The 23,674-nt window shown below is 49.8% G+C and carries 24 protein-coding genes; 20 read left to right on the top strand and 4 right to left on the bottom strand.

What is annotated here, in order from left to right; genetic code table 11:
- Window positions 1-85 precede the first annotated feature (85 nt).
- From wecB to CRG97_RS21255, 17 genes are all read left to right on the top strand, one after another.
- Complete coding sequence (gene wecB / locus CRG97_RS21330) at window positions 86-1,204, top strand: non-hydrolyzing UDP-N-acetylglucosamine 2-epimerase (protein ID WP_098747097.1); 1,119 nt, start codon at window positions 86-88, stop codon at window positions 1,202-1,204.
- Window positions 1,205-1,282: 78 nt separating this feature from the next.
- Complete coding sequence (trhA, locus tag CRG97_RS21325) at window positions 1,283-1,930, top strand: PAQR family membrane homeostasis protein TrhA (RefSeq protein ID WP_053492602.1); 648 nt, start codon at window positions 1,283-1,285, stop codon at window positions 1,928-1,930.
- Window positions 1,931-2,068: 138 nt separating this feature from the next.
- Window positions 2,069-2,425 (top strand): putative DNA-binding protein, encoded by a 357-nt coding sequence (locus CRG97_RS21320; protein WP_098747095.1) that lies wholly within the window; start codon window positions 2,069-2,071, stop codon window positions 2,423-2,425.
- A 21-nt stretch (window positions 2,426-2,446) separates the two neighbouring features.
- On the top strand, window positions 2,447-3,829 hold the full coding sequence (gene ffh, locus CRG97_RS21315; RefSeq protein ID WP_076325017.1) for a signal recognition particle protein: 1,383 nt from the start codon (window positions 2,447-2,449) through the stop codon (window positions 3,827-3,829).
- Between the two features lie 48 nt (window positions 3,830-3,877).
- Window positions 3,878-4,150, top strand: coding sequence for a 30S ribosomal protein S16 (gene rpsP / locus CRG97_RS21310; protein WP_006211361.1), 273 nt, complete (start codon window positions 3,878-3,880; stop codon window positions 4,148-4,150).
- A gap of 21 nt (window positions 4,151-4,171) precedes the next feature.
- On the top strand, window positions 4,172-4,402 hold the full coding sequence (locus CRG97_RS21305; RefSeq protein ID WP_006211360.1) for a KH domain-containing protein: 231 nt from the start codon (window positions 4,172-4,174) through the stop codon (window positions 4,400-4,402).
- A gap of 112 nt (window positions 4,403-4,514) precedes the next feature.
- Complete coding sequence (gene rimM, locus CRG97_RS21300; protein ID WP_098747093.1) at window positions 4,515-5,036, top strand: ribosome maturation factor RimM; 522 nt, start codon at window positions 4,515-4,517, stop codon at window positions 5,034-5,036.
- Window positions 5,037-5,039: 3 nt separating this feature from the next.
- Complete coding sequence (gene trmD, locus CRG97_RS21295; protein WP_098747091.1) at window positions 5,040-5,855, top strand: tRNA (guanosine(37)-N1)-methyltransferase TrmD; 816 nt, start codon at window positions 5,040-5,042, stop codon at window positions 5,853-5,855.
- Between the two features lie 188 nt (window positions 5,856-6,043).
- Window positions 6,044-8,551 (top strand): collagen-like repeat preface domain-containing protein, encoded by a 2,508-nt coding sequence (locus tag CRG97_RS34045; protein WP_114149315.1) that lies wholly within the window; start codon window positions 6,044-6,046, stop codon window positions 8,549-8,551.
- Between the two features lie 124 nt (window positions 8,552-8,675).
- Window positions 8,676-8,819, top strand: a complete 144-nt coding sequence (locus CRG97_RS33340) for a hypothetical protein (protein WP_202618978.1) — start codon at window positions 8,676-8,678, stop codon at window positions 8,817-8,819.
- A 239-nt stretch (window positions 8,820-9,058) separates the two neighbouring features.
- On the top strand, window positions 9,059-9,403 hold the full coding sequence (gene rplS / locus CRG97_RS21285; protein WP_015736355.1) for a 50S ribosomal protein L19: 345 nt from the start codon (window positions 9,059-9,061) through the stop codon (window positions 9,401-9,403).
- 102 nt (window positions 9,404-9,505) lie between these two features.
- Complete coding sequence (gene lepB, locus CRG97_RS21280; protein ID WP_036663956.1) at window positions 9,506-10,120, top strand: signal peptidase I; 615 nt, start codon at window positions 9,506-9,508, stop codon at window positions 10,118-10,120.
- 54 nt (window positions 10,121-10,174) lie between these two features.
- Window positions 10,175-11,041, top strand: coding sequence for a ribosome biogenesis GTPase YlqF (gene ylqF / locus CRG97_RS21275; RefSeq protein ID WP_098747089.1), 867 nt, complete (start codon window positions 10,175-10,177; stop codon window positions 11,039-11,041).
- Between the two features lie 570 nt (window positions 11,042-11,611).
- Window positions 11,612-12,229 carry a ribonuclease HII gene (locus CRG97_RS21270; protein WP_098747087.1) on the top strand — a complete coding sequence of 206 codons (618 nt, stop codon included), beginning with the start codon at window positions 11,612-11,614 and terminating at the stop codon, window positions 12,227-12,229.
- 80 nt (window positions 12,230-12,309) lie between these two features.
- Window positions 12,310-14,328 (top strand): hypothetical protein, encoded by a 2,019-nt coding sequence (locus tag CRG97_RS21265; RefSeq protein WP_098747085.1) that lies wholly within the window; start codon window positions 12,310-12,312, stop codon window positions 14,326-14,328.
- Window positions 14,325-14,636, top strand: coding sequence for an EscU/YscU/HrcU family type III secretion system export apparatus switch protein (locus CRG97_RS21260; protein ID WP_098747083.1), 312 nt, complete (start codon window positions 14,325-14,327; stop codon window positions 14,634-14,636). Before CRG97_RS21265 ends, CRG97_RS21260 begins: the two co-directional genes overlap by 4 nt.
- A complete protein-coding gene (locus CRG97_RS21255; RefSeq protein ID WP_098747081.1) occupies window positions 14,636-15,019 on the top strand; it encodes a YraN family protein in 384 nt (127 codons plus the stop codon). The genes CRG97_RS21260 and CRG97_RS21255 overlap by 1 nt, the downstream gene beginning before the upstream one ends.
- 99 nt (window positions 15,020-15,118) lie before the next feature.
- On the opposite strand, the gene CRG97_RS34110 is transcribed toward CRG97_RS21255, so the two are convergent.
- From CRG97_RS34110 to CRG97_RS21240, 3 genes are read right to left on the bottom strand one after another with little or no spacing between them, the layout of a single operon-like run.
- Window positions 15,119-15,268, bottom strand: coding sequence for a VOC family protein (locus CRG97_RS34110; protein WP_343225204.1), 150 nt, complete (start codon window positions 15,266-15,268; stop codon window positions 15,119-15,121).
- Between the two features lie 43 nt (window positions 15,269-15,311).
- The gene (locus CRG97_RS21245; protein ID WP_098747078.1) at window positions 15,312-15,743 is read right to left on the bottom strand and encodes an N-acetyltransferase; all 432 of its coding nucleotides are present in this window, start codon (window positions 15,741-15,743) and stop codon (window positions 15,312-15,314) included.
- A gap of 17 nt (window positions 15,744-15,760) precedes the next feature.
- Window positions 15,761-17,374, bottom strand: a complete 1,614-nt coding sequence (locus tag CRG97_RS21240; protein ID WP_098747076.1) for a YifB family Mg chelatase-like AAA ATPase — start codon at window positions 17,372-17,374, stop codon at window positions 15,761-15,763.
- Between the two features lie 379 nt (window positions 17,375-17,753).
- Between CRG97_RS21240 and CRG97_RS21235 the strand changes: the two genes are divergently transcribed.
- From CRG97_RS21235 to CRG97_RS21225, 3 genes are all read left to right on the top strand, one after another.
- The gene (locus CRG97_RS21235; RefSeq protein WP_098747074.1) at window positions 17,754-19,289 is read left to right on the top strand and encodes an ABC transporter substrate-binding protein; all 1,536 of its coding nucleotides are present in this window, start codon (window positions 17,754-17,756) and stop codon (window positions 19,287-19,289) included.
- A gap of 149 nt (window positions 19,290-19,438) precedes the next feature.
- Window positions 19,439-20,356, top strand: a complete 918-nt coding sequence (locus tag CRG97_RS21230) for an ABC transporter permease (protein ID WP_098747072.1) — start codon at window positions 19,439-19,441, stop codon at window positions 20,354-20,356.
- A 12-nt stretch (window positions 20,357-20,368) separates the two neighbouring features.
- Complete coding sequence (locus CRG97_RS21225; protein ID WP_098747070.1) at window positions 20,369-21,232, top strand: carbohydrate ABC transporter permease; 864 nt, start codon at window positions 20,369-20,371, stop codon at window positions 21,230-21,232.
- Window positions 21,233-21,257: 25 nt separating this feature from the next.
- On the opposite strand, the gene CRG97_RS21220 is transcribed toward CRG97_RS21225, so the two are convergent.
- Window positions 21,258-23,498 (bottom strand): helix-turn-helix domain-containing protein, encoded by a 2,241-nt coding sequence (locus CRG97_RS21220; protein ID WP_098747068.1) that lies wholly within the window; start codon window positions 23,496-23,498, stop codon window positions 21,258-21,260.
- Window positions 23,499-23,674: the final 176 nt, after the last annotated feature.

Genomic DNA, 23,674 nt, shown 5'->3' with positions numbered 1-23,674 from the left:
AACGAATCTATCAACTTTCCATATAATGCTTAAGATATGACCTTTCAGACTTATCTTTTCATATAAACGAGGGGAGTGAAGGTTCGTGAATCAGAAAAACCTTCTTGTGATATTAGGCACGCGTCCGGAAGCGATTAAAATGGCGCCTTTGATCAAGGAATTGGAGTTAACCCCGGGGTTGACTCCCATCGTATGTGTAACCGCCCAGCATCGGGAAATGCTGGATCAGGTGCTTCGCTTTTTTGAAATAAAGACGCAAATGGATCTGAATATCATGAAGGAAGGGCAGTCTCTGTACAGTCTGAGCGCTGACCTGTTAAAAGGGATGGAGGAAATATTTCAAGCAAATCAATATGATCTCGTGCATGTCCACGGAGATACGACGACTGCATTTATTGGTGCATTGGCAGCTTATTACGCAAAGGTTCCGGTGGGACATGTGGAAGCAGGGCTGCGGACGTATGACAAATACGCACCGTTTCCAGAGGAGATGAATCGCGAGTGGATCGGCAGAGTGACTGATATGCACTTTGCCCCGACGGCGCTGTCCGCAGCAAATCTCAAAGCCGAGAATCGTTCGGCTCATGTGTATGTAACGGGAAACACGGGAATCGATGCGATGAAGTGGACGCTCCAGGCACCTTTTGAGCATCCGATACAGAACAAGTTACGGAAAGATAGCCGACTCATATTGATGACGATGCATCGGCGGGAAAATTGGGGAGAACCGATGAAAGGGGTGTTTGAGGCAGTGAAGCGGGTGATCCAGAAGCACCCTGACATTGATGTGATATATCCGGTTCATCCGAACCCTGTGCTGCAGGAGGCGGTCGCGCAAGAGCTTGAGGGGCACGAGCGAATCCACTTGACCGAACCGCTCGATGTCGTTGATCTCCATCATATTATGCAGCGTTCCTATCTGATCTTGACGGACTCCGGCGGCATACAGGAGGAAGCGCCGTCCCTGGGGAAGCCGGTTCTGGTGCTGAGGGATAAAACCGAACGCCCGGAAGGAGTCACGGCCGGTACCCTAAAATGCGTTGGTACGGAGTGTGAAGCGGTTCAGGCAGGAATAGAGCAGCTGCTGACGGATAAGGAAGCGTACCACAGCATGGCAAGAGCCCATAATCCGTTTGGTGACGGGACCGCGTCCCGCCAAATCGTCAGCGCCATCCAGCAATTCTTCCAATCGCAGAGGGGCTGATATAGGGGGCGGTTTTGATTTTGCATGCCCGCAGCGCGTATAATGAAGTATAAGATTTCAAGCGAAAGGATACATGTTATGGCCAATACTTACACTTATCCACGCAGAGAAGAGATAGCGAATGCAATAACACATGGCATAGGAGCGGCACTAAGTGTTGCAGCACTGGTGCTCCTGATTGTTTTTTCAAGTTTGAAGGGCACTGCCTGGCATGTGGTTAGCTTTACGATCTATGGATCGACGATGCTCCTGCTGTATTTGAGCTCAACGCTCGTACACGGCTTGAGAGACGGGAAAGCTAAGGATTTCTTTGAGTTTATGGACCACTCCTCCATTTACTTGTTTATCGCAGGGACGTATACCCCTTTCCTGCTGGTTGCCATCCGGGGAACGCTGGGCTGGAGTCTCTTCGGGATCGTATGGGGCGTTGCGCTGTTCGGTGTCGTATTTAAAGCATTCTTCGTCAAGAAGTTTCTGTTCCTCTCCACGATATTTTACATTGCGATGGGCTGGCTGATCGTCATTGCCTGGAATCCGTTAACGGCGGTTGTAGCGCCGCAAGGCATGAATTTGCTTGCCATTGGGGGCGTGCTGTACACGCTGGGCACCATATTCTATGTATGGCGGGGTTTTCCTTACCATCATGCCATCTGGCATTTGTTTGTGCTGGCGGGTTCGATTCTCCACTTTTTTGCGATACTGATTTACCTTCTTCCTATCGGTTGAACGGGCAGGAAGAAGGCTTCCTGCACATGAAGAAGGATGACAAGGGAAATGGCTTGACATCCTTCTTTGTTTTTTGTATGATAAGGTTCGTTAAGCGAACTGTAAAGTGTTTTTCCTTGACGAGGGGGGTGCCCTTAAATGAGTCAGGAGAATCGGCTCGAGAAGACGAACCGGATCAATTTGCTGTTCGATTTCTATGAGCAGCTGCTGACAGAGAAACAGCAGACCTTTTTGAAATATTATTTCCATGATGATTTTTCCCTTGGCGAAATCGCAGGTGAATTTGAGATTAGTCGTCAGGCCGTCTATGAACATATCAAGCGTGCAGAGCAGGTGCTCGAGTCCTATGAAGAGAAGTTGGGGCTCCTAAGCAAGCATGAGACGCGCATCCGGGAGCTGAATAAGTTTCGGGAAATGGTGGAGAGTAGCGACCTGGGTGAACATGATAAGAATGTAATGACCGATATGGTTGAACGATTAAAAGTATGGGATTAAGTATGAACGGAGGTGGCGGATATGGCGTTTGAAGGATTGACCAGCAGACTACAGAATGTGTTCAGCAAGCTTCGTGGTAAAGGCAAGGTGTCCGAAGAAGATGTAACAGCCGCCATGCGTGAAGTTCGACTCGCGCTTCTCGAAGCCGACGTTAACTTCAAAGTGGTTAAGGATTTCGTATCCAAAGTAAAAGAGAAGGCCATCGGCAAGGAAGTGATGGACAGCTTTACGCCCGGCATGGTGATCATTGACATCGTTAATAAAGAGCTGACGGAGTTGATGGGAGGAAGCCAAGCCAAACTGGCGAAGAGCAATAAGCCGCCAACGGTCATTATGATGGCCGGTTTGCAAGGTGCCGGTAAGACAACGACTTCGGGCAAGCTGGCTAAGCTGCTTCAGAAGCAGAACAGCCGACCGCTGCTCGTTGCCGGCGACATCTATCGTCCTGCTGCGATCAAGCAGCTCGAAGTACTCGGTGATCAGATCAACGTGCCGGTGTTCTCCCTGGGAGACAAGACAAGCCCGGTCGAAATCGCGAAGCAAGGCCTCCAGCATGCCAAAGATAATGGTCACGATTATGTCATTATCGATACTGCCGGTCGCCTTCATGTCGATGAAGAGCTGATGGAAGAATTGAAGCAGATTCACAGCGTTGTAAATCCTGACGAAGTCCTGCTTGTCGTTGACGCGATGACGGGTCAGGATGCGGTGAATGTCGCGGAAAGCTTCAACCAGCAATTGACGCTGACAGGTGTCGTACTCACGAAGCTGGACGGTGATACCCGAGGCGGTGCCGCCCTCTCGGTTAAGGCGGTTACCGGATGTCCGATCAAATTCGCCGCACTCGGCGAGAAGATTGATGCACTTGAGCCGTTCCATCCGGAACGGATGGCATCGCGGATTCTCGGAATGGGCGATATGCTGTCTCTTATCGAGAAAGCACAATCGAACATTGATGCAGATAAGGCCAAGGAAATGGAACGTAAAATGCGTAATGCCGAATTTACGTTCGAGGATTTCCTGGAGCAGATGGATCAGGTCAAGAAGCTCGGTCCTCTGGATCAGCTGATGGATATGATTCCGGGCATGGGCAAGATGAAGCAAGCCAAGGATCTCAAGGTTGATGAGAAGCAGATGGGACGCATCGAGGCTATTGTCCACTCCATGACAACGGCGGAGAAGCAGCAGCCTGACATCATCAATCACAACCGTCGTAAACGGATTGCGGCAGGCAGCGGAACCTCGCTGGCTGAAGTGAACCGGCTCATCAAGCAGTTTGACGAAATGCGCCGCGTGATGAAGCAGTTCTCGGATATGATGGGTCCTAAAGGCGGTAAGAACAAAGCGATGAAACAGCTAAAAGGCTTGACCGGCGGGAAAGGCATGAAGTTTCCATTCCGTTAAGTCTCGGTCATATCGAATGGACATTTTTTGAAGGAGGTGAATTTTCAAATGGCAGTACGTATTCGTCTGAAACGCATGGGTGCTCACAAGGCTCCTTTCTACCGCGTGGTGGTTTCTGATTCCCGTTCCCCACGTGATGGCCGTTTTATCGAGGAAATCGGTTATTACAATCCGGTTGCTCAACCGGCTGAAGTTAAAATCGATGAAGAGAAAGCACTGAACTGGCTTCAAAATGGTGCGCAAGCATCTGACACGGTTCGCAACTTGCTTAGCAAAGCGGGCGTAATGAAGAAGTTTCATGAGCTGAAGCATCAGAAATAAGACTGATCGCGAGGGTTATCTATGGAAGAATTAGTTCGCGTTATTGCTAAGGCTTTAGTGGATCATCCAGAAGATGTGACTGTGAAAACCGTTGAGAAGGAGCACTTGATTGTCTATGAGCTGTACGTGCATCCTGACGATGTCGGGAAGGTCATAGGCAAACAAGGGCGTATCGCCAAATCATTGCGTACAGTCGTAACATCGGCGGCGGTTAAAATGGATAAACGGGTGACCGTTGATATCATTTCTTAAAATATACGAAAGGGGGTTAGGATGCATGTCCTAGCCCTTTTTCGTACATGCTGAAGAAATCAGCCGGTCAAACCAGCTTAGAACGTTCATTAAGTGATGCAGGAGGAAGACCATGTCTGAAAAGTTGTTAACTGTAGGGAAAATCGTGAATACGCACGGCATCCGCGGGGAAGTTAAAGTCATGCCGCATACGGATTTTGCCGACCAGCGATTTGCTCCAAAGAGCCAGTTGTATATTGTCCCGGACAAGGGGAGCAAGATTGAAGTAACGGTGGATACATCTCGTTTTCATAAAAACATGTATATCGTTAAATTCAAGGAGCTGCATGGCATCAATGATGCTGAAAAATATAAGGGCTCGCTGCTGAAGATCACAGCGGATCTTCAGGAAGAGCTTCCGGAGAACGAGTACTATTTCCATGAAATCATTGGCTGCAAGGTGATGATCGACGAAGACCCTGTCGAGGAGCTTGGCACGATCACCGAAATTTTGACCCCAGGCGCGAATGATGTGTGGGTTGTCAAGACACCTGAGGGAAAAGAAGTTCTCCTTCCGGCCATACCGGATGTCGTACTTGATGTAGACAAGGAATCGAAGCTTGTTCGCGTGCATCTCATGGAAGGGTTGTTATAGTCCATGCGGATTGATGTGCTGACGCTGTTCCCTGAGATGTTCGATGGTGTGTTTCATTCGAGTATTCTAGGTAAAGCGGCCGAAAAACAAATTGTGAACTTGAATGCCATTAACTTCCGTCAGTATGCCGGAAATAAGCACAGTCAGGTCGATGATACTCCATATGGCGGTGGTGGGGGGATGGTGTTAAAGCCGGACCCGATTTTTGCAGCGGTAGAGGATATCCTTGCTTCTGATACGCATGAAATTTCGAATCATGAGGATGGGGCTAATCCTGCTGGAGAGATTCCAGTGGAAACATCCGGAACAGCCAAACCTCCGCGAGTCATTCTGATGTGTCCGCAAGGAGAGACCTTTACGCAGAAAAAGGCCGAAGAGTTGTCTCAGGAAGACCATCTGGTGTTTATATGCGGGCATTACGAAGGTTATGATGAACGCATTCGCGAGTTTCTTGTTACCGATGAGTTATCCATTGGGGATTATGTGCTTACCGGTGGAGAACTGCCAGCGATGGTTGCCATCGATTCTGTGGTCCGTTTGCTGCCGGGTGTACTAGGGAATGAAACCTCAGCGGTGACGGATTCCTTCAGTACTGGCCTGCTGGAATATCCGCATTATACCCGCCCGGCAGAGTTTCGTGGCTGGAAAGTGCCGGATATTTTGTTAAGCGGTCATCATGCAAATATTGACGTGTGGCGTCGGGAACAGGCGCTTAAGCGGACATGGGAGCGTCGCCCTGAGTTGTTAGACAAGCTGGAGTTGTCCAAGCAGGATCGGGCATATTTAAACAAGCTTCAGCGAGAAGCGGGATCCTCATAAGCTTTTTTTGATTAATCTCACGAACAGATCTGTAAGCACAGGTCTGTTCGTTTTTTTATTTCTTGAATGTGGCTAGTATGTAGTAATATGCACGTTTCATGCTTGCACCTGAGAACAAAATTCGTATGAATTGAATAGTGTGATAAATAGGCGTTTGCGGATGCATTAATCGTAAGGGGTGAAATCGATTGAGGCAAGAAAGAAGGAAACGTAGGAATAGCAAGGTTGTAATTCAGGGACTTACACCCGGACGAATCGATGTCGGAAGGAACCAAGTCACTCGTTTCGTTACATTGATCCGTCAATTAATATCACTGTTACGCGCATTTGTGAAAGAGCCGGTTAACGAGGATTTCACACTTATTAAAATACAATTGCAGAGCATTAACGATCTGGTTTCGGGAATGAGGTTCTCACTGCTGGAACGGCGGGGTCTTAGGCAGGTCGTACAGCAAATTGCAAAGATGTCCAATACAGATAATCTGCAGGAGATCTTAATAAGACTGAATGAGGTCATGACGCTGTTTCAATCGTATGGAGAACGACTCGGAGTCGGCGGCGATATCGGACCAGATATCACAGCTTTACAGAATGGTATTCAATTCAGCATAGAGTCCATTCAGAGTACGGATGCTGCTCCACTAGTCAACCTTATGGATAATATACCTTTTTATATCATGGATGCGACTACGAATCCAGGTGTTGGATCACGTCAGCGGCTTGCCGAGGTGTTTCAAGGAATTCATGAGCAGGCTGCGAGGTTAGGGAGCTCCGCACAACAGCTGGGCAGGCTGCAAGCAGCAGCGGATGGAATGAATGCATTGCTGTTGAATGGAGCGTCCCTTGAACTTTTGAATGAACAGTTGACCCATTATACAAATGCTTTATCAGGAACGGTAGCGACATTGAGTATTCCATTGGCTGTCCAAGATGTCGCCTTGCAATCTCTACTCTCCATTGCAAGGACGAGTGCTGAAAGTGTTCAAGGTCTTACGATTCGGGAAACATTGGGAAGTGTACAGGGAAATGGTATGCCGGGCTTGACTGGAGCGACAGGAGCGACGGGAGCGGCAGGTGTGACAGGGGCCGCGGGTGTGACTGGCCCGACGGGCACTGCAGGTGCTAACGGTGTGCCGGGAGCAACTGGCCCGACGGGCGCGGTGGGCAGCACTACAGGTCCAACAGGTCCGGAAGGACCGCCAGGGGCACCTGGCGGGATAACAGGAGCGACCGGACCGATTGGTGAAACCGGTGCGTCTGGAGCAGTAGGCGAGACCGGGGCAACGGGAGCCACTGGAATAACAGGCGCAACTGGGCCGATAGGAGCAACGGGTGTAACAGGTGAGGCAGGAGCTACAGGAGCAGCCGGAGTGACCGGATCGACAGGTATGACCGGTGCTACAGGGCCAACAGGTGTTACGGGTCCGACAGGAGCGACAGGAGAAATTGGTGCAACAGGAGTTACAGGAGTTACCGGTGTAACAGGTCCGACTGGCGCTACGGGTGCAACAGGAGCAACTGGCGTTACAGGGCTAACAGGAGTTACAGGTGCTACGGGAGCAACAGGGACGGCAGGAGTAACGGGATCCACGGGTGAGACGGGAGCTACAGGAGTAACAGGCGAAACAGGTGCAACCGGAGTCGCAGGATCGAAAGGAATGACCGGTGCTACAGGACCAAGAGGTGTTACGGGTCCGACAGGAGCGACAGGAGAAATTGGTGCAACAGGAGTTACAGGAGTAACAGGCGAAATTGGGGTAACTGGAGTGACCGGTGCCACAGGGCAAACAGGTGTTACGGGAGCAACAGGCGTGACAGGTCCAACGGGAGTTGCAGGAGCAACCGGTGTAACAGGCCCAACAGGAGTGACGGGAGAAGTAGGTGCAACAGGAGTAAAAGGCGAAACAGGGGCAACCGGAGTGACCGGATCTACAGGTATGACCGGTGCAACAGGTACAGCAGGGTTAACGGGTCCGACAGGTTCAACTGGCGTTACAGGGCCAATGGGAGTTACGGGAGCAATCGGTGTAACAGGCCCAACTGGAGTGACGGGAGAAGTAGGTGCCACAGGAGTAACCGGAATAACAGGTTTGACTGGTGCTACGGGAGTAACCGGCGTTACGGGTCCAGCAGGAGCAACCGGAGAAATTGGTTCAACTGGTGTTACTGGAGCAGCCGGAATAACAGGAGCAACCGGGATTACAGGGCCAATCGGAACTACGGGAGAGACAGGAGCCTCAGGTCCAACAGGAGTAACGGGTGCTACAGGTGTAACAGGTGCGACGGGGGCGAACACGCTTATCGGCGGCAGCGTGTTGTATGCCAGTAATGGAGTCACTCAAAATGTGGCTACTAATTCACCTGTAACCTTCTCGACGAGCACACTTCAAGGTGTAACATTTAATGGTACAACGACGTTGACTATCGTGACAGCGGGTTTTTACTATTTTGATTGGCAGATATCGCTCGAAAATGGCCAAACCGCTCCCAACACGTTCGGAATCGCCGTGAACGGGAATATAACCAGTACGGCGAACATGAACTCGAATTCAACCACTGCCGGGGTATCAGGATCTACGGTCATCAATTTAAGTGCTGGTAACACCGTAGGGCTCTATAATTTATCGCCAGTCAGCAAAGCGATTAATGCTCCTCAAACCGGCGCAAGGATTTCTATCTTTAGAATTGGCTCTTAACCCAGATTTGTATACTTCAGTGTTATATTTTTTAAATATTGCTGATACAACTCTTGCGTTGATGGGTAATATGTAACTGGAGAAGTAACTTGAGAATCACTTGAGAACTGGGAGGCATCTTGTCATGGCAGAACATCGACAACAACATGAAGCGAAAATAGAAGAAACAACAAATACAGAAGTTCAATTTCAAACGGTAGATGACATCCTTGAATACTATGGCAAGCGTCATAAGGGCATAAACGACTCGAAAGAAACCGTAAATTAAGGTGAGACTAACCGCTTTCGGTATGATTTTTCATGCTGGAAGTGGTTTTTTATGGACGAGAGCTAGGTGAAAAAGCTGGTTTATACATGAGGGTGTAAAGATAAAACACTTGATTCGGTCTACAAAATATGTTATCATTTCTTTTGTTGTGAATACGGTGGTCCGCTGCGGATAATGAAGGAAATACATAGAGTTTCCGGAAGATGCAAGAACACCTGTGTGAGAGGAGGGAGTCATAGATGAATATCGTTCAAGCGATTACTCAAGAACAACTTCGTAAAGATATTCCGAGCTTTCGTCCTGGTGATACTTTAAAAGTACACGTTAAGGTTATCGAGGGAACTCGTGAGCGTATCCAGTTGTTTGAAGGTGTAGTAATTAAACGTCGCGGTGGCGGAATCAGTGAGACTTTTACCGTTCGTAAAATTTCTTACGGTGTTGGTGTGGAAAGAACTTTCCCAATCAACTCGCCTAAAATCGATAAAATCGAAGTGGCTCGCCGTGGTAAAGTGCGTCGTGCGAAGCTTTATTATCTTCGTGAACTGCGCGGTAAAGCAGCGAGAATTAAAGAAATTCGTCGTTAATTACAAGGCGGTAAAAGGGGCTTGTGCGTATATACAAGCCCCTTTTGTATATCCAAAAATCGCTATAATGCGAGAGCGATCTATAGGGAAGGACGGTGGGTTATGGAGAAAGATCAACACCAGGAGGCAATTGAAACCAACGTGGGGAAACCGGCCAAAAAGGCTAAGAACGAGCTTGTAGAATGGCTGAAGGCTCTTCTCATTGCTCTGGTTCTCGTCGTTCTCATTCGCTGGCTTCTCTTTAAACCGTTTATTGTGCAGGGCCCATCCATGGAACCTAACTTTGTATCCAATCAGAAGCTGATCGTCAATGAGATTTTATATGATATCCGCAAACCCGAGCGTGGAGAAGTTATCGTATTCCATGTTCCTGATGAGGGCAGGGATTTCATTAAACGCGTGATCGCAGTTGCTGGTGATACGGTTAAAGTTGAAGGCGATAAAGTGCTTGTCAATGGGGAGCCTGTGAATGAAACCTACATACAGGAAGCGATTGATCAAGCCCATGCTGAAAACAGATTATACAATAACACAGATTTCCCGAACTCGTTCGTTCAGGACGGTGTTGTGCCAGAGGGTCATGTGTTTGTGATGGGCGATAACCGTTCCAACAGCACGGACAGCCGTATGATAGGATATGTTCCTTTGGGGGATATTATCGGGCGAGCAGACTTGATTTTCTGGCCGATTAAAGACATAGGGCTCATCAACCATTAGCCAAGGCGCTAAAGAAACGATGAAGTTTGCAGTGCAAAGTAGAGGTGACGACGTTTGACAATACAATGGTTTCCCGGACATATGACCAAAGCGCGCCGCCAAATTCAGGAGAAGCTGAAGCTGATCGATGCTGTAATTGAACTGATCGATGCGAGGCTTCCGCTCTCAAGCCGAAATCCGATGATTGACGAGATTTTGCAGGGCAAGCCGCGGCTTATTATTATGAATAAAGCCGATTTGGCAGATCCTGAGGTCACAAGGCAATGGCAAGCCCACTTCAAGGAAAATGGCCTAACCGCCTTTCCTGTAGATGCATCCACAGGGACAGGTGTTAAGGATATTCCGAACCAGATTAAGCTGCTGCTGAAAGAGAAGATCGATAAACAAATAGCCAAGGGCATGAACCCGCGAGCTATGCGTGTGTTGATTGTAGGCATACCGAATGTAGGCAAATCTACGCTGATTAACCGTCTTGCTGGTCGTAACATTGCGGAGACGGGAGACCGCCCGGGTGTCACGAAAGGACAGCAGTGGATCAAGGTTGCCGGTGGTGAGATGGAATTGCTGGATACACCCGGCATCCTGTGGCCGAAATTCGAGGATCAGAATGTAGGGTATCGTCTTGCGGTAACCGGCGCCATCAAAGAGGAAATATTGAACGTAGAGGATATTGCCTTTTTTGCGATCAAATATTTCTCCAACTATTATTGGGAGTCGATGAGCGAACGTTTTGATCTTAAGGAGCGTCCAACAGATCTGGATAATCCGGATGAAATTGTCGCGATAATGGAAGCGATCGGAAGAAAACGAGGCTGCATCGTCAGCGGAGGAAGAGTCGATCTGGAGAAAGCCTCGAGCATTTTCCTACGTGAACTACGAGCAGGCAAGCTCGGGCGTTATTCGATGGAATCCCCTTATTGATTCAATAGGGTGAACGAGATCTATCTTCCACTAGTTTAAACCAAAAAATAACCATTCTGCCGGTTAAACGGCGGAATGGTTATTTTTTATGGATCAGAACAGGAGGAGATTAGATTGCATTCATTCTATCTAGTTTAACTCGTAGATGCTCTGATGATCGACTTCGTTTGGATGTGCGTAACTTGATTAAGATAATTTCGGTTCTTTCACCAGGGATAATAGTATGTTAGCAGCATTAATTCCGATTTCATCGCTATGTATAGTTGGTGAGTGAGGCTCAACAATACGCAATTCAGGTGCATTATTGAAGCCGCCGGCAATGACAACGAAAATGGCGGTATTTTTATTCTGCAATGATTTCATCACATGGACCGGAGCAAAATCATTTTGGCGTATAACTTGTTAGGACGGGCATTTTCGCATCAGCTCCAGCTGGAAAGGGGGGATAAAGGGTGACGCTCCGTGGCGAGTGTGATAATCTAGAAGAGTTACTAGATTGATAGAAAGTGTTTGAAGCACCGTGTACAGACATCAAACAAACGGTAATTCGGAACCAAAGGGGTTAAACCTATGACAGATTTATTAATGTACGAGCGTGAGTACTGGAGCCGTTATATACATATTGCAGGTATTGACGAAGTAGGGCGCGGCTGTTTGTTCGGCGACGTAGTCGCTGCGGCGGTCATTTTGCCGGAGGGGTTAGTGATTGAGGGGATCAACGATTCGAAGAAACTCAGTGCCAAGAAGCGGGAAATCCTCTATGACCTCATCATGGAACAGGCGCTGGCGGTTGGCGTTGGTTTGGTGGACGCGGAAACGATTGATCGCATTAACATCAAACAAGCCGCAAGGCTTGCCATGAAGATGGCCATGGAGCAATTGGCTGTTACTCCCCAGTTTCTGCTTGTTGATGCCGAGAAGGTGGATTGCGATATTCCCCAACGTTCCATCATTAAAGGCGACGCTAACAGCCAGTCCATTGCTGCGGCCTCCATTATTGCCAAGGTCACTCGCGATAAATTGTGCGAAGGGGAATGGGAGACGCGTTATCCGGAATACGGAATCGCCGTACATAAAGGCTACGCTACCAAGTTTCACCGTGAACAGCTGCAGCTGCACGGACCTACCGCCATGCATAGAAGAAGCTTTCTGAAAAATATGGAGATTGAGCAATTGTCCTTATTCTAGATTTCGATGCAGCCCGCCCTCGTCAAAAGGCGGGCTGCTGCCGATATATAAGGTAAACAGAAGGTGTGGGAGGAACTATCGTGAACATCGGATCGTTGATTCGCGGCCTCCTGGGAGAGCAAAAGCCGGGAGACGCCAAGACGTTGGAATTAAAACCGGGTCAGGTCGTTCGCGGTGTCGTTATGAACGTATCGGAAGACGGACAAGAAGCCGTGGTGCAGATCCAGGGCGTTCAAGTGAAGGCGAAGCTGGAAACGCCGCTTCGAGCTGGGGAAACTGCTCTTCTGCAAGTTCAGCCGCCGGGAGAGGGAGGGACGGCCGTTCTCAAGCCGCTTAGTCAAACGCCTGGCCAGCCCCTGTCCCCGTCTTCGATGGCTGAGGTGCTGGATTTTGCCGGTCTTCCGGATACGAAGGAAAACCGCGAAATGATCCGGGGTATGCAGAACGCGGGAGTTCCGCTAACGAAGGATAATATCGCCATGTTCCGCGAGGCATTGGCCGTGAAGCCTCCGCAGATTCCCGCGGCGGAATGGGCAGAATCGGCAGCGATCGCGTTTCACCGCGGACTGCCGATTACCCCCGAAAGCGTGAAGGGACTGCATCAGGCGGTATTCGGGCCCCAGCTGCATCAACTGCTGCAGTCGTTGGAGCAGCAGCTGGCGTCTGCTTTAAGCGCAGGTACCGGAGGTTTGGTGGATGCAGGGAAACAAGCAGCAACTGCAGCACCTGCGACGGTTGCTGGCGGGGAGGCCTCCGCTGGGGCACCGCAGCAAGCAGCGGCTGCGAATGGCGCTGCTGGCAGTACAGCGCAGGCCGGCTCAGGTCAGCAAGCGCTGCTGACCAAGCTGCAAGGCCTGCTGCAGCAGCTGCGCGGCGAGCTCGCGCAGCCATGGGCCAGCGGCGGCACGGCAACGCCTGCCGCCGGTCAACCCGCCGCCGTGGCCATGGGCCCGGCGGCAGCTCCAGGCGAAGGGGCCGCAGGCCCTTCGCCAAAGCCGCCCACCCTCGGCGCGGAGCCGTGGGTGGGGCGGCTCTTGAAGCTGCTCGGTGCGGAGCACGAGCAGCAAGCCCTGCGCGGGGCCGGTACGGGCCCCGCGGGCGAAGCGGCGCGCACGGGTAGCGCCGCACCAGCCGGGCAGCCTGCGGCAGCGCCGCCCGGCAGCGGTGCCGCCGCAGGCACGGCTCCGAGCGCCGCCACGGCAGGAGCGAATGCAGCAGCTCCCGCTCCTGCTCCAGCTGCTGCACCGCCGTCCCCTACAGCTCAGCCAACCGCTGCCGCGGCAGGCCAAGCAGGCGGACAAGCAGCTTCCCAGCCAGCAGCACCTGCCCCTAGCAGCAGTGGCGCAGCAGCGATTACACCAGGTGCCCTCGGCACGCCAGGGAATGCGGCGAATGCGAGCCAGCAAGCTGTTCCGAATGCTCAGGCCGGTGCTGTGAATCAGCAGGGCTCGACGCAGCCAGTTGTGCCATCCGGGCAGCAGAATATCGCCCAAGGCGTACAGCAAGCCGTTATGGCCTCAATGCCATCATCGGGTGAATCGGGGCTTGCCCTGCAAGACACACTGAAGGGAGTGTTGCTTCAGGTGTTGTCCAGCCAGGATGCGCCGCCTGCGCTAAAGGAAGCGGCACAGCAAGTCGTTCAGCATTTAACGGGCCAGCAGCTCTTGCTAAACACCGATCGAACGGCACCGTTCGCGCAGGTCACCATGTTCATCCCTCTGCATGGGGTTGACGGGGAACAGACGGCATCCGTACATATTCAATCACGTAGAGGGCGCAAAGGCGAGCTGGACGCGACCAACTGCAGGCTGTTATTCGACTTGGACATGAAATTTCTGGGCCCGACCTTGATCGATGTGCAGGTCGTTGACCGGATTGTCAGCCTCAGCTTTCGGAATGATCAGAGTTACGCCGCGGAGCTGTTTGAGGGGAAAAAGCAAGAGTTGGCTCAGGCTGTTTCGTCTATCGGCTATCAATTGCTCAGTGTAAAAACAGAACCGCTGCCCCTAGTTGCACCGCTTACTTCAGACACGTCCGTGCAGGGAACGGCGGCAGAATACACCCCGCAAACCTATAAAGGGGTGGATATGCGGATATGAGCAAGGAAGAGAAAGAGCAAGGGCAAATAACGGCCATGAAAAAGGCGGTCGCCCTTAAATATACGCCTGGCGAGAGTGAAGCACCGATTGTGGTTGCCAAAGGGCAAGGGAAATTGGCGGAGTCTATATTAGACAAAGCCAAAGAGCATGGCGTCCCTGTCCAAGAAGATGCAGCTTTGGTGGAGATTCTCTCTAAGCTGGATCTGGATCAGCAGATTCCGGAGGTGCTATACCAGCTTGTAGCGGAAGTGTTGACATATGTTTATCGTGCGGATCGTCAAGCGAAGAATGGAGGGATGATGCCCTAATGAACCCGCCATACGGTAAAAAGGACAGCCGCAAGCAAAAAGGAGCCGCTGCCGAAGAGCTGGCGGCCGCTTTCCTGATTGAAAAAGGATACCGGATTTTGGACCGCAATTGGCGCTGCCGCTTTGGAGAACTGGACATCGTCGCTGAAACAGGGGAGACCCTTGTGGTAATTGAGGTCAGAAGCCGAAGCGGAACGAATAGCTTCGGCACGCCTGCCGAGTCCGTGAATGCTCGCAAAGTGATGCAGGTCCGAAACACGGCCCAGCAGTACGTTCATCATAAGCGTTATTATGATCGGCCGATCCGGTTTGATGTTATCTCCGTTATGCTTTGCGCGGATCTGACGCCTGTCTCGATGGATCATATCGAGAATGCATTTTAGATGGATACGATCCGAAGAATCCATAAGGATTACAATAAAAAAAGAAGGTGATAGGAGCTGAGCTCCATCACCTTCTTTGCGTATGACAGGTTATTTTATTCAATACGAGCAAACTTCTAGACAGTTGTTATCCAGATCATAAAAAGTGAAATAGGTTGCGCCGTATTCCATAATGGTATCGACAGGTACTCCGTTTTCTTTCAGATGCTGATAAGCCTCCTCGACATTGGAGACATAAAAGTTAAACATGGCATGTCGCGGCTCGAAGTACTTCGCTTCCTCCGTAGAGGCTTTATATTTTATTCCAGATCAAGATTTGCTCTTTCTGCCCCGTATCACTATCCACGGTTTTTTCATGCACTTGGAAACCATTCTTTACATAGAAGCGAAATGCTCTCTGATTCTCCTCGTATACCTGAAGCTTCAATACATTTCGAAGGTCCATGGCATAGTGAAGCAACGCTTTACCATATCCTTGATCTTGACGATTTGTATCGATGAATAACGCCGCAAGATTATCCTCTACAAGGGAAACAAAGCCATGTGCATGACCGTTATCCTCAAGCAGATAGGTTTCGGCCATCGGCAGATGAATATTTCGCATTTCCTCTTGCTTGGATTCCCAATAATCGGCAGGAATAAAATGATGGGCATCCTTGGATGCATTAAGCCATATTTCGATAATGTCATTCATATCTTCATTTGTCATCGGTCTGATGATCATGGGCTATTGACTCCATTTCATAAACGAGTTGTTTCTTCGGCAGCGATATATTGGCGATCCAGCTGACGGTATTGAATCGCTTCAGCGATGTGCTGGCTCTGGATTGCATCGGATGCCTCCAAATCGGCAATGGTTCTGGCCAGCTTCAGGATTCGGTCATAAGCGCGCATGCTCAGGCCCAGCGTATCGATTGTCGCTTGCAGGAGCTCTGCCGAGTCCTTGTCCAGCACCGCATGTTTCCTCAGGAAGCTGCCGAACAGTTCGCTGTTCCAGCTGAACGGGAGCCTGCTATAGCGTTCCAATTGAATCGTTTGTGCCGCATAGACTTGATCCCGCATTTGCTCGGAGGATATAGGTGTTGCGCTTCCCGGCCATTCCTTGGGCCGAGGCACGTCCACTTGAAGGTCGATCCTATCCATCAAGGGCCCCGATATTCTAGCGCGGTATTGAGCGATTCGTGTAACGCTGCACGTGCATCGTTGATGAGGATGATCACTGCCGTAATAACCGCACGGACAGGGATTCATCGAGCAAGCGAGCATGAAATGCGCCGGGAAGGTAAACACCGCTCGTGCCCGGCTGATGGTTACTTCACGATCCTCCAGGGGCTGTCGCAGCACCTCCAGCACATGCCTCGAGAACTCAGGAAGCTCATCCAGGAATAGGATCCCTTTATGGGCCAGACTGACTTCCCCCGGCTTCGGAATGGTGCCGCCTCCGATGAGCCCGCCAGCCGAAATGGTATGGTGAGGGGACCGAAAGGGACGTCTTGTCATCAACCCATCGGATGGCTTTAGCTTTCCGGCAGCGCTGAAGATTTTCGTCGTGGTCAACGCTTCTTGGTCCGCCAGCGGCGGCAGTATGGTGGGGAGGCGCTTCATGAGCATGGTTTTTCCAGTACCCGGGGGCCCAATGAGTAGAATATTGTGCATGCCTGCGGCAGCAATGGTCAGGGCGCGTTTGATATGCTGCTGACCGATCACATCTCTATAGTCTTCCAGCTGCTTGTCCTGCAGGCCGTTCACATGGGTTCTGCTTGTAGGCTTCGATCGATCATATCTGAGATTTGACAGCGAAACGGTAAAGCTTGTAGCTCCCCCAGTTTCACTAGTATGGATGTTTTCATCGGGTCCTTCCTGGACAAGCTCCTTTAAATGCTGGAGCCCATAGACCTCGATCCCCCCGATCAATGCGGCTTCCGGAGCATTTTCGCGTGGAAGAATAACCCCGGCATACCCTTCCTTTTTCGCTTGCTCTACCATTGGTAATACCCCTGTGATGGGCCTAAGCGTACCATTCAGTGCAAGTTCGCCCAGGATCAACAATTGCCCGGCATTCGAAAAGGTCCATTGTTCGCTTGTTAGCAATATGCCGACGGCGATCGCCAGATCGAAGGAAGAGCCCTCTTTGCGCAGATCTGCCGGTGCAAGATTGACCGTTACCCGTTTTAAGGGATAGGTAAAACCGCAGTTTTTAATCGCTGCGCGAACGCGCTCAATAGATTCACGAATGGAGGAATCGGGCAGACCGATGATGGAGGTTTGGGGCAAGCCGTTCGCCAGGTCCACCTCCACCTGGATGACAACACCGTCAATGCCGTGCAAGCAAGCGCTATGAAGTTTTCCGTACATAAATGAAAGCACCTCTCTTTTCAGATATCAGTGGATTGAATCGTAATAGAACATCCAAGATTCGAAAAGGGTGCTTCCTCATTTTCGCTGGGTGACTCTAGTCCGTATTGTAAAAGTTTACCCCTTGGCTGTCAATTCGCACTAAGATGCAAGGAACTCCATTCAATAGGCAAGGGCCCATCCGTGGTGCGGGATCTGAGCGGTGAATGTACCGTGGTTCAGAAAGTTGCCACTTTTTCAGAATCGTAGCTACAGGCAATAACGGGAAGGAATGTGAATAGTCAACGCACGGGTTCGGCAAGTAGAATCAAAATCATAAACGACATGCTGCCTTAAGAGCGGCTGGCGTTACATCATTTTACATAAGGGAGAGGGTTGCGTGAAAATTTGGAACCGAAAGCTCGGGTTGGTGGCATTAGCAGCCGTTATAACCGGCACATTATTGAGCGGCTGCTCAAAAGAAAACGCGGTAAAGGAGGAGAATCATGAAAACGTCGCCTTAGGCAAGGAAGTCACACTAGAGATGATGACTTTCTCTCATACGAACTGGCCGTATAAGGAAAATTGGCCGATTTATAAGTACTTAAAAGAAGAAACCGGCATCTCCTTCAAGGTACAACCCGTGATGAGCGATTACACCACAACGATGAACCTGGCGATATCCTCGGGCGAGATACCGGATCTTATGATGGTCAACAGCCTGAATGCCGCCAATACGCACGGGGCAAGCGGAGCGTTTGTCGACTATTTCGAGCACTTGGATCAGATGCCAAACTATAAGAAGTTTCTCGAGGACCATCCGGAAGTAAAGGCAGCTATTCTGTCTCCAGAGGGGAAAAATTATTTTATGCCGTTGTATGGACTTGAGCAGCAATCCAGGCGGTCATGGCTTTACCGGGACGACGTATTCGAGAAACACAATCTGACGCCGCCGACCACTTACGACGAATTATATACGGTTGCGAAAAAATTGAAGGAAATATATCCGGACAGCTTTCCGATTGCCGTGTTTAACGGTTTGAGTCCTCTGGTCAATATGGCACCTGCGTTTAACACCAACAGCGGCTATTATTACGATGATGAGAAGGACGAATGGCGCTACGGCCCAACAGAGGACAATTACAAGAAAATGGTTGAGTATATGAATAAGTTTTATGCGGAAGGATTGATAGCCCCTGACTTTATGGCGCATAAACGCAAGCAATTTAACGATCTGCTGCTTCAGAACAAATCGTTTATCGCCAGCGACTATATCGGCATCATGGATGAACTTCCGTTAATGCTTGGGGATAAGGCATCCGAGTTCAGTCTCGATTATATGGTTCCTCCTGTTGGAACTCCGGATGGCAAGTCCCACAATGTATTTGCCGGATTGCAGTCCGACGGCTTTGCGGTGGCGGCAAATTCCAAGGAGCGGGATCGTCTGCTTCAGTACCTCGATTTCTTGTTCTCCCCTGAAGGAATTGAATTGGCAACTTGGGGTAGGGAAGGGGAGACATTCACAACCGAGAACGGGGTTCGCAAATTCAACGCGGATTACAAAGAGTTCGGCGACTTGAGAACCAAGACGGGCATTGCAACGATCGGGGCACATTCGGTATTGGATATGACGGCTTACGAGTCCATGTATTCCCCAAAAATGCGGGAAGCGATGAAAATCGCGCCTGACCATGAAACGAAGCCGCAGCCAAGACTCGCCTATACGAATGAAGAAAATGAAGTGCTGAGCATGGTCGGCGAAACCGTGAAAAAGTTTCATGAGGAGCAGATTGCCAAGTTCATTCTAGGACAGAAACCGATGGATGATTGGGATGCTTACGTGAACGAAGTGAACAAGCTTGGCGTGCAGCAGGTGCTGGATGTTCATAGAAGCGCTTATGAGCGGACGCAACAATTCCTGAATGAAGCCAAGTGATTTAAAGCTTTACGCCATGCAGCCAGATGAACGCAGTGGCTCTCTTTTACGGACCGGTTCTATGGTTCGTATCAAGCCTGGTCCGGGTCCGCAAGGGGAGCGGCTTGCAGGTACAGCATGGATTTCGCTGCTAAAGGAGGATACGTTTTTTGCAAGCACAGAATTCGAGTTTCTTGACGAAAGTGAAGCGGGACAAATACCTGCTGCTGCTGCTTCTTCCCTGTGTTCTGTATTACATCATTTTTAAGTATGTTCCCATATTCGGCATTTCGATCGCCTTTATGGACTACAACTTATTTAAGGGGATCACGGAGAGCGACTGGGTGGGGTTCAAATATTTCAGCATGTTTTTTAATACGCCTGACTTCTGGCCTGTTCTCCGAAATACATTCCTGCTGGGGTTATATAAGCTGATCTTCGGCTTTCCGGCCCCCATCATACTTGCGTTACTCATTAATGAAGTGAGCAAATCCTTTTTGAAGCGGTTTGTTCAGACGGTCAGTTATCTTCCGCATTTCATATCCAACGTGGTTGTAGCGGGGATCGCGGTCATGTTTCTGTCACCTACAGGCGGGATGGTCAACCAGCTGCTGAGTGCCATCGGACTCGAACGAATCAACTTTTTGGTTGAGGCCTCATGGTTCAGATCGATTTATGTAACGACTGACGTATGGCAGCATATTGGATGGGGCACCATCATCTATTTGGCTGCTTTGACGGCAATCGATCCGCAATTATATGAGGCGGCACGGATGGATGGGGCAAATCGGTGGAAGCAGACGCTGAACATCACACTTCCCGGCATCGCGCCGGCGATCGTGATTATCTTGATACTTGATATCGGGAAAATACTGGAGATCGGCTTTGAGAAAGTATACCTGCTCTCGACTCCGGCCACTTATGAGACAGCGGATATTATATCCACCTATGTGTACAGGGTCGGCTTAACGCAAGGCAACTACAGTTATGCCACGGCAATTGATCTGTTTACCGGCATCATCAGCTTTATCTTCATTATCGCGGCCAATTCGTTCAGCCGACGAGTCAGCGGAAGCAGCATCTGGTAAAGGAGGAACGTGATGAAACCGAAATGGAACTGGTTTGACGCGCTCAATGCCTTGATTTTGTCCGGGATTGTGATGGCGTGTCTTTACCCGTTTGTTTATATGCTGGCCGTGTCCCTCAGTGATTCCGCATCCATCGCCTCCGGGGAAGTATGGCTATGGCCGAAGGGCTTCAACCTGGATATGTATCAGTATGTGTTTGAGGACGGACGGGTGCTGAAAGGATATAAAAACACGCTGATTTATGTGATTATTGGGACCGCCATTTCTTTGATTGTAACGGCATTGGGGGCTTATGCCCTGTCCAAGACCAAGATGGTCATGGGCAAACCGATCCTGATGCTAATCGTCTTTACGATGTTTTTTAACGGTGGGATGATTCCGACGTTTCTGGTCGTGAAGGAGCTTGGCTTTGTCAATACTATATGGGGCATGGTGCTGCCCGGAGCGGTAGGCACCTGGAATCTGCTCATCATGCGAACTTTCTTCATGGGTATGCCTCAAGAGCTAGAGGAATCCGGAAAAATAGACGGTTTGTCCGAAATCGGAATCTTCTTCCGGATTGTGCTCCCGCTCTCCAAGCCGGTGCTGGCCACCATCGGATTGTATTATGCCGTCGGGATGTGGAATAACTTCATGGGGCCGCTGCTGTATCTGCGGGATGCCGATATGCAGCCCCTCCAGGTGATTTTAAGAAATATCGTGCTGTCGGGGCAATTGACGGGAACGGATGGTCCGGTTGTGGGCGATATCGTGGTAGTGGAGGATGGCCTGAAATTCGCTACCATTATGGTATCCACCTTGCCGATCCTGCTTGTCTATCCGTTTATACAGAAGTATTTTGTGAAAGGGGCCTTGATTGGCTCCGTTAAAGGTTAAAGCGGCCGGCCGCTCATCTGTGTGTTTATCGGACCCAGTTGGTTTTCCGGTAATCACCTGGTGTTTGGCCGGTTATTTTTTTGAACATGCGGATAAAGGAGGTGACATTACGGTAGCCGATCCGGTTACCTACTTCCTGAATCGGCATATTTGTCGTCTCCAGAAGTTCTTTCGCTTTCGATATTCGAATCGCATTCAATTGGTCACTGAAATTACTCCCTGTCTTCTCCTTAATGTACCCTGACAGATAAGTAGGCGACATGTTGAGTTTATAGGCTAGCTGCTCAAGTGATATTTCTTCAGCAAAATGGGACTCCAGATAATGAATGACATATTGAATGATATCGTAATGTTCCTCTCGTTTCAGACGGATCGCATGGGTTGCATGGGCGAGCTCGTCGAGAAGGATTTCCCGGTATTGCCCGGGGGTTATGCTGTATGCAAGTTTTTCAGCGTAATCCGGAAGCGCGTCGGTATTGATTTTCAGCAGTTCTACTGTCCTTCTCATGCGGACCGAGACCGATTTGGCAAAGTGGCTTAGCTGATCTGCCGTGGCCTCTTGCCGCTGCAATCGATCCAGGGCGCGCTCGATAAGCGATTGGCAGCTGCTCTCGTTACCGGCCTGTAAATTCACGTAAAATTCGTGTTCCTGTTCGGCAGTGAACCCTGTTACATCTTCCCGGCGTTCCTTCTCCCAGATAATCTGGGTTTCCTCAATCGGCATGGCTTGATGCAGGAGCGACATGGTTTCTGTATAAGCCCGGTCAAAATCAGAGGTTTGCTGGAACACGGACGAAACCGCAATATTCACGAGATAGGTGCTTTGATCTTGATCAAAAATCTGTTTGAGCTGACTGAGACACTGCTGAAGCGTGTCAGATTTTTCTTGTGTATACACAATGGATAAAATTTGTTTGCCCTCCATCTGAAGGGTGTGTGATAGGGGAAACGATTCTTGGATCTGCAGCGTGATCATAGCCTTGATCTTGCCGGTTGCCCTTGTCATCAAGGCATCAAGCTGGCGAGAAGGGTCGTGCCGGTACCTCAATTGATAAACGATAACCATGAATGCACCCTCGCCGACCCAAAGCTCTTTGGCAGCGGCGGTATCAATGGCAATGTTTTTGAACTGGGCCAAATAATGGTAGCTGGTTAAGAGCGGTTTGGTATGGTCCATCCATTCCTTGATGCTCTTCCGTTCATGCTGCAAACCCTTCAGGTGGTTGGAAATGGCGCTGAATTCGGCAATGCTCCCTTGATATAGCTCCATCTCCGCCTGGCCCAGTCCTGTAACCATTCTCTTGAGCGGCCGGTTGATTTTGCGGGAAAATACCCAAGATGCCAAAATCCCGATGAGCAGGGTAGCTGTAAATAACAGCACGGCAATCCAGTTCATGCGGCTGATGCTTTGGTTGAGTTCGCTATGCGGAATAATGGAGACATAGGTGAGGCCGGAGCGGGTGCCCTTTTCGAAAAAGTAATAAGATCCCTTCTCCATCATCCATTCCGATTGGCCGTCCCATTCCGGCAGTGGCTGGGTTTTCGCATCCGGGGCGGATTCGAACAGAATTTCTCCCTTCGAGTCCACCAACAGAAAACGGGAACCGGTCATTCCTTTATAGGATTCATACCAGCTTTTCATATTTACGAAAGCTATGATCTTCCAGGGACTGCCCTGTACGTTTGTAATTAGAGGCATCAGCTGTAACTCACTCTTCTCTGTCCCGATGGAGAAAGTGCTGCTGGGGAGCATTTGCAGAAAACCGGTTGCGTGATCTCTCCGATTCCAGAACTCGTATGGAATGGAGTCGCTTATGTAGTAATGCTTAAACATGCGGTCATCGTCAACGATGCCATCCCGTTCAAGCAGGAAGGAATGATTCTGGTAGTAGATCATGACATTGTTCAAGTGATAGTAGGGCTGGCTTACCAAGGTCCGGATCTGATCCATCACCATATCCACCTGCAGATAATTGATGCCTTTCTTTCCGCCGGAATCGGCCTGCCTGCTAATATTTCCGACAAATTCATCGTGCTGAAGGTTGAGGAGGAGATTCTTCCAAGTGGAGTATTGTTTCTCAAATTGATCTACGGTATTTCGAATCAGGGTCAGATTATATTTGACAATTTCATTGTTTACATTTCGGGAGTAGAATGTCATCGACCATAGGTTGTAGGAGGAGAGCAAGAAAATCACGATGAGAAAATACACCAGCATTTTGACAAATAATGAATGCAGTGGAAAAAATGACTTCAACCAACTCATGCTGAATCTCCTTATGAATGCGTTCACTAATCTTTCAATCATTCTAACGGATAGCAGAAAAAGGATAAAGAGTTTTATTTTGCGTCACAGTTTAACTTAAATAAAAAGGGATTTAATGGTATAATAGTAACTGTTGTACTAATTATTTCGGATAGGAGAGGGAATCGGAATGACAA

Source organism: Paenibacillus sp. EZ-K15 (assembly GCF_002573715.1).
Lineage (GTDB): Bacteria > Bacillota > Bacilli > Paenibacillales > Paenibacillaceae > Paenibacillus_AQ.
Note: the sequence above shows the minus strand (reverse complement) of the source record. Positions and strands in the feature narration are given on the sequence as shown.

Coding starts and splice junctions, on each gene's coding strand:
- CRG97_RS21225 (WP_098747070.1), top strand. CDS start 20,369: ATGAAACCGAAATGGAACTGGTTTGACGCGCTCAATGCCTTGATTTTG.
- rimM (WP_098747093.1), top strand. CDS start 4,515: ATGTCTGAAAAGTTGTTAACTGTAGGGAAAATCGTGAATACGCACGGC.
- CRG97_RS21270 (WP_098747087.1), top strand. CDS start 11,612: ATGACAGATTTATTAATGTACGAGCGTGAGTACTGGAGCCGTTATATA.
- rpsP (WP_006211361.1), top strand. CDS start 3,878: ATGGCAGTACGTATTCGTCTGAAACGCATGGGTGCTCACAAGGCTCCT.
- CRG97_RS34110 (WP_343225204.1), bottom strand. CDS start 15,268: ATGTTTAACTTTTATGTCTCCAATGTCGAGGAGGCTTATCAGCATCTG.
- CRG97_RS21255 (WP_098747081.1), top strand. CDS start 14,636: ATGAACCCGCCATACGGTAAAAAGGACAGCCGCAAGCAAAAAGGAGCC.
- CRG97_RS21305 (WP_006211360.1), top strand. CDS start 4,172: ATGGAAGAATTAGTTCGCGTTATTGCTAAGGCTTTAGTGGATCATCCA.
- CRG97_RS21220 (WP_098747068.1), bottom strand. CDS start 23,498: ATGAGTTGGTTGAAGTCATTTTTTCCACTGCATTCATTATTTGTCAAA.
- trmD (WP_098747091.1), top strand. CDS start 5,040: ATGCGGATTGATGTGCTGACGCTGTTCCCTGAGATGTTCGATGGTGTG.
- CRG97_RS21320 (WP_098747095.1), top strand. CDS start 2,069: ATGAGTCAGGAGAATCGGCTCGAGAAGACGAACCGGATCAATTTGCTG.
- CRG97_RS21245 (WP_098747078.1), bottom strand. CDS start 15,743: ATGATCATCAGACCGATGACAAATGAAGATATGAATGACATTATCGAA.
- ffh (WP_076325017.1), top strand. CDS start 2,447: ATGGCGTTTGAAGGATTGACCAGCAGACTACAGAATGTGTTCAGCAAG.
- lepB (WP_036663956.1), top strand. CDS start 9,506: ATGGAGAAAGATCAACACCAGGAGGCAATTGAAACCAACGTGGGGAAA.
- CRG97_RS21240 (WP_098747076.1), bottom strand. CDS start 17,374: ATGTACGGAAAACTTCATAGCGCTTGCTTGCACGGCATTGACGGTGTT.
- trhA (WP_053492602.1), top strand. CDS start 1,283: ATGGCCAATACTTACACTTATCCACGCAGAGAAGAGATAGCGAATGCA.
- rplS (WP_015736355.1), top strand. CDS start 9,059: ATGAATATCGTTCAAGCGATTACTCAAGAACAACTTCGTAAAGATATT.
- CRG97_RS21260 (WP_098747083.1), top strand. CDS start 14,325: ATGAGCAAGGAAGAGAAAGAGCAAGGGCAAATAACGGCCATGAAAAAG.
- CRG97_RS33340 (WP_202618978.1), top strand. CDS start 8,676: ATGGCAGAACATCGACAACAACATGAAGCGAAAATAGAAGAAACAACA.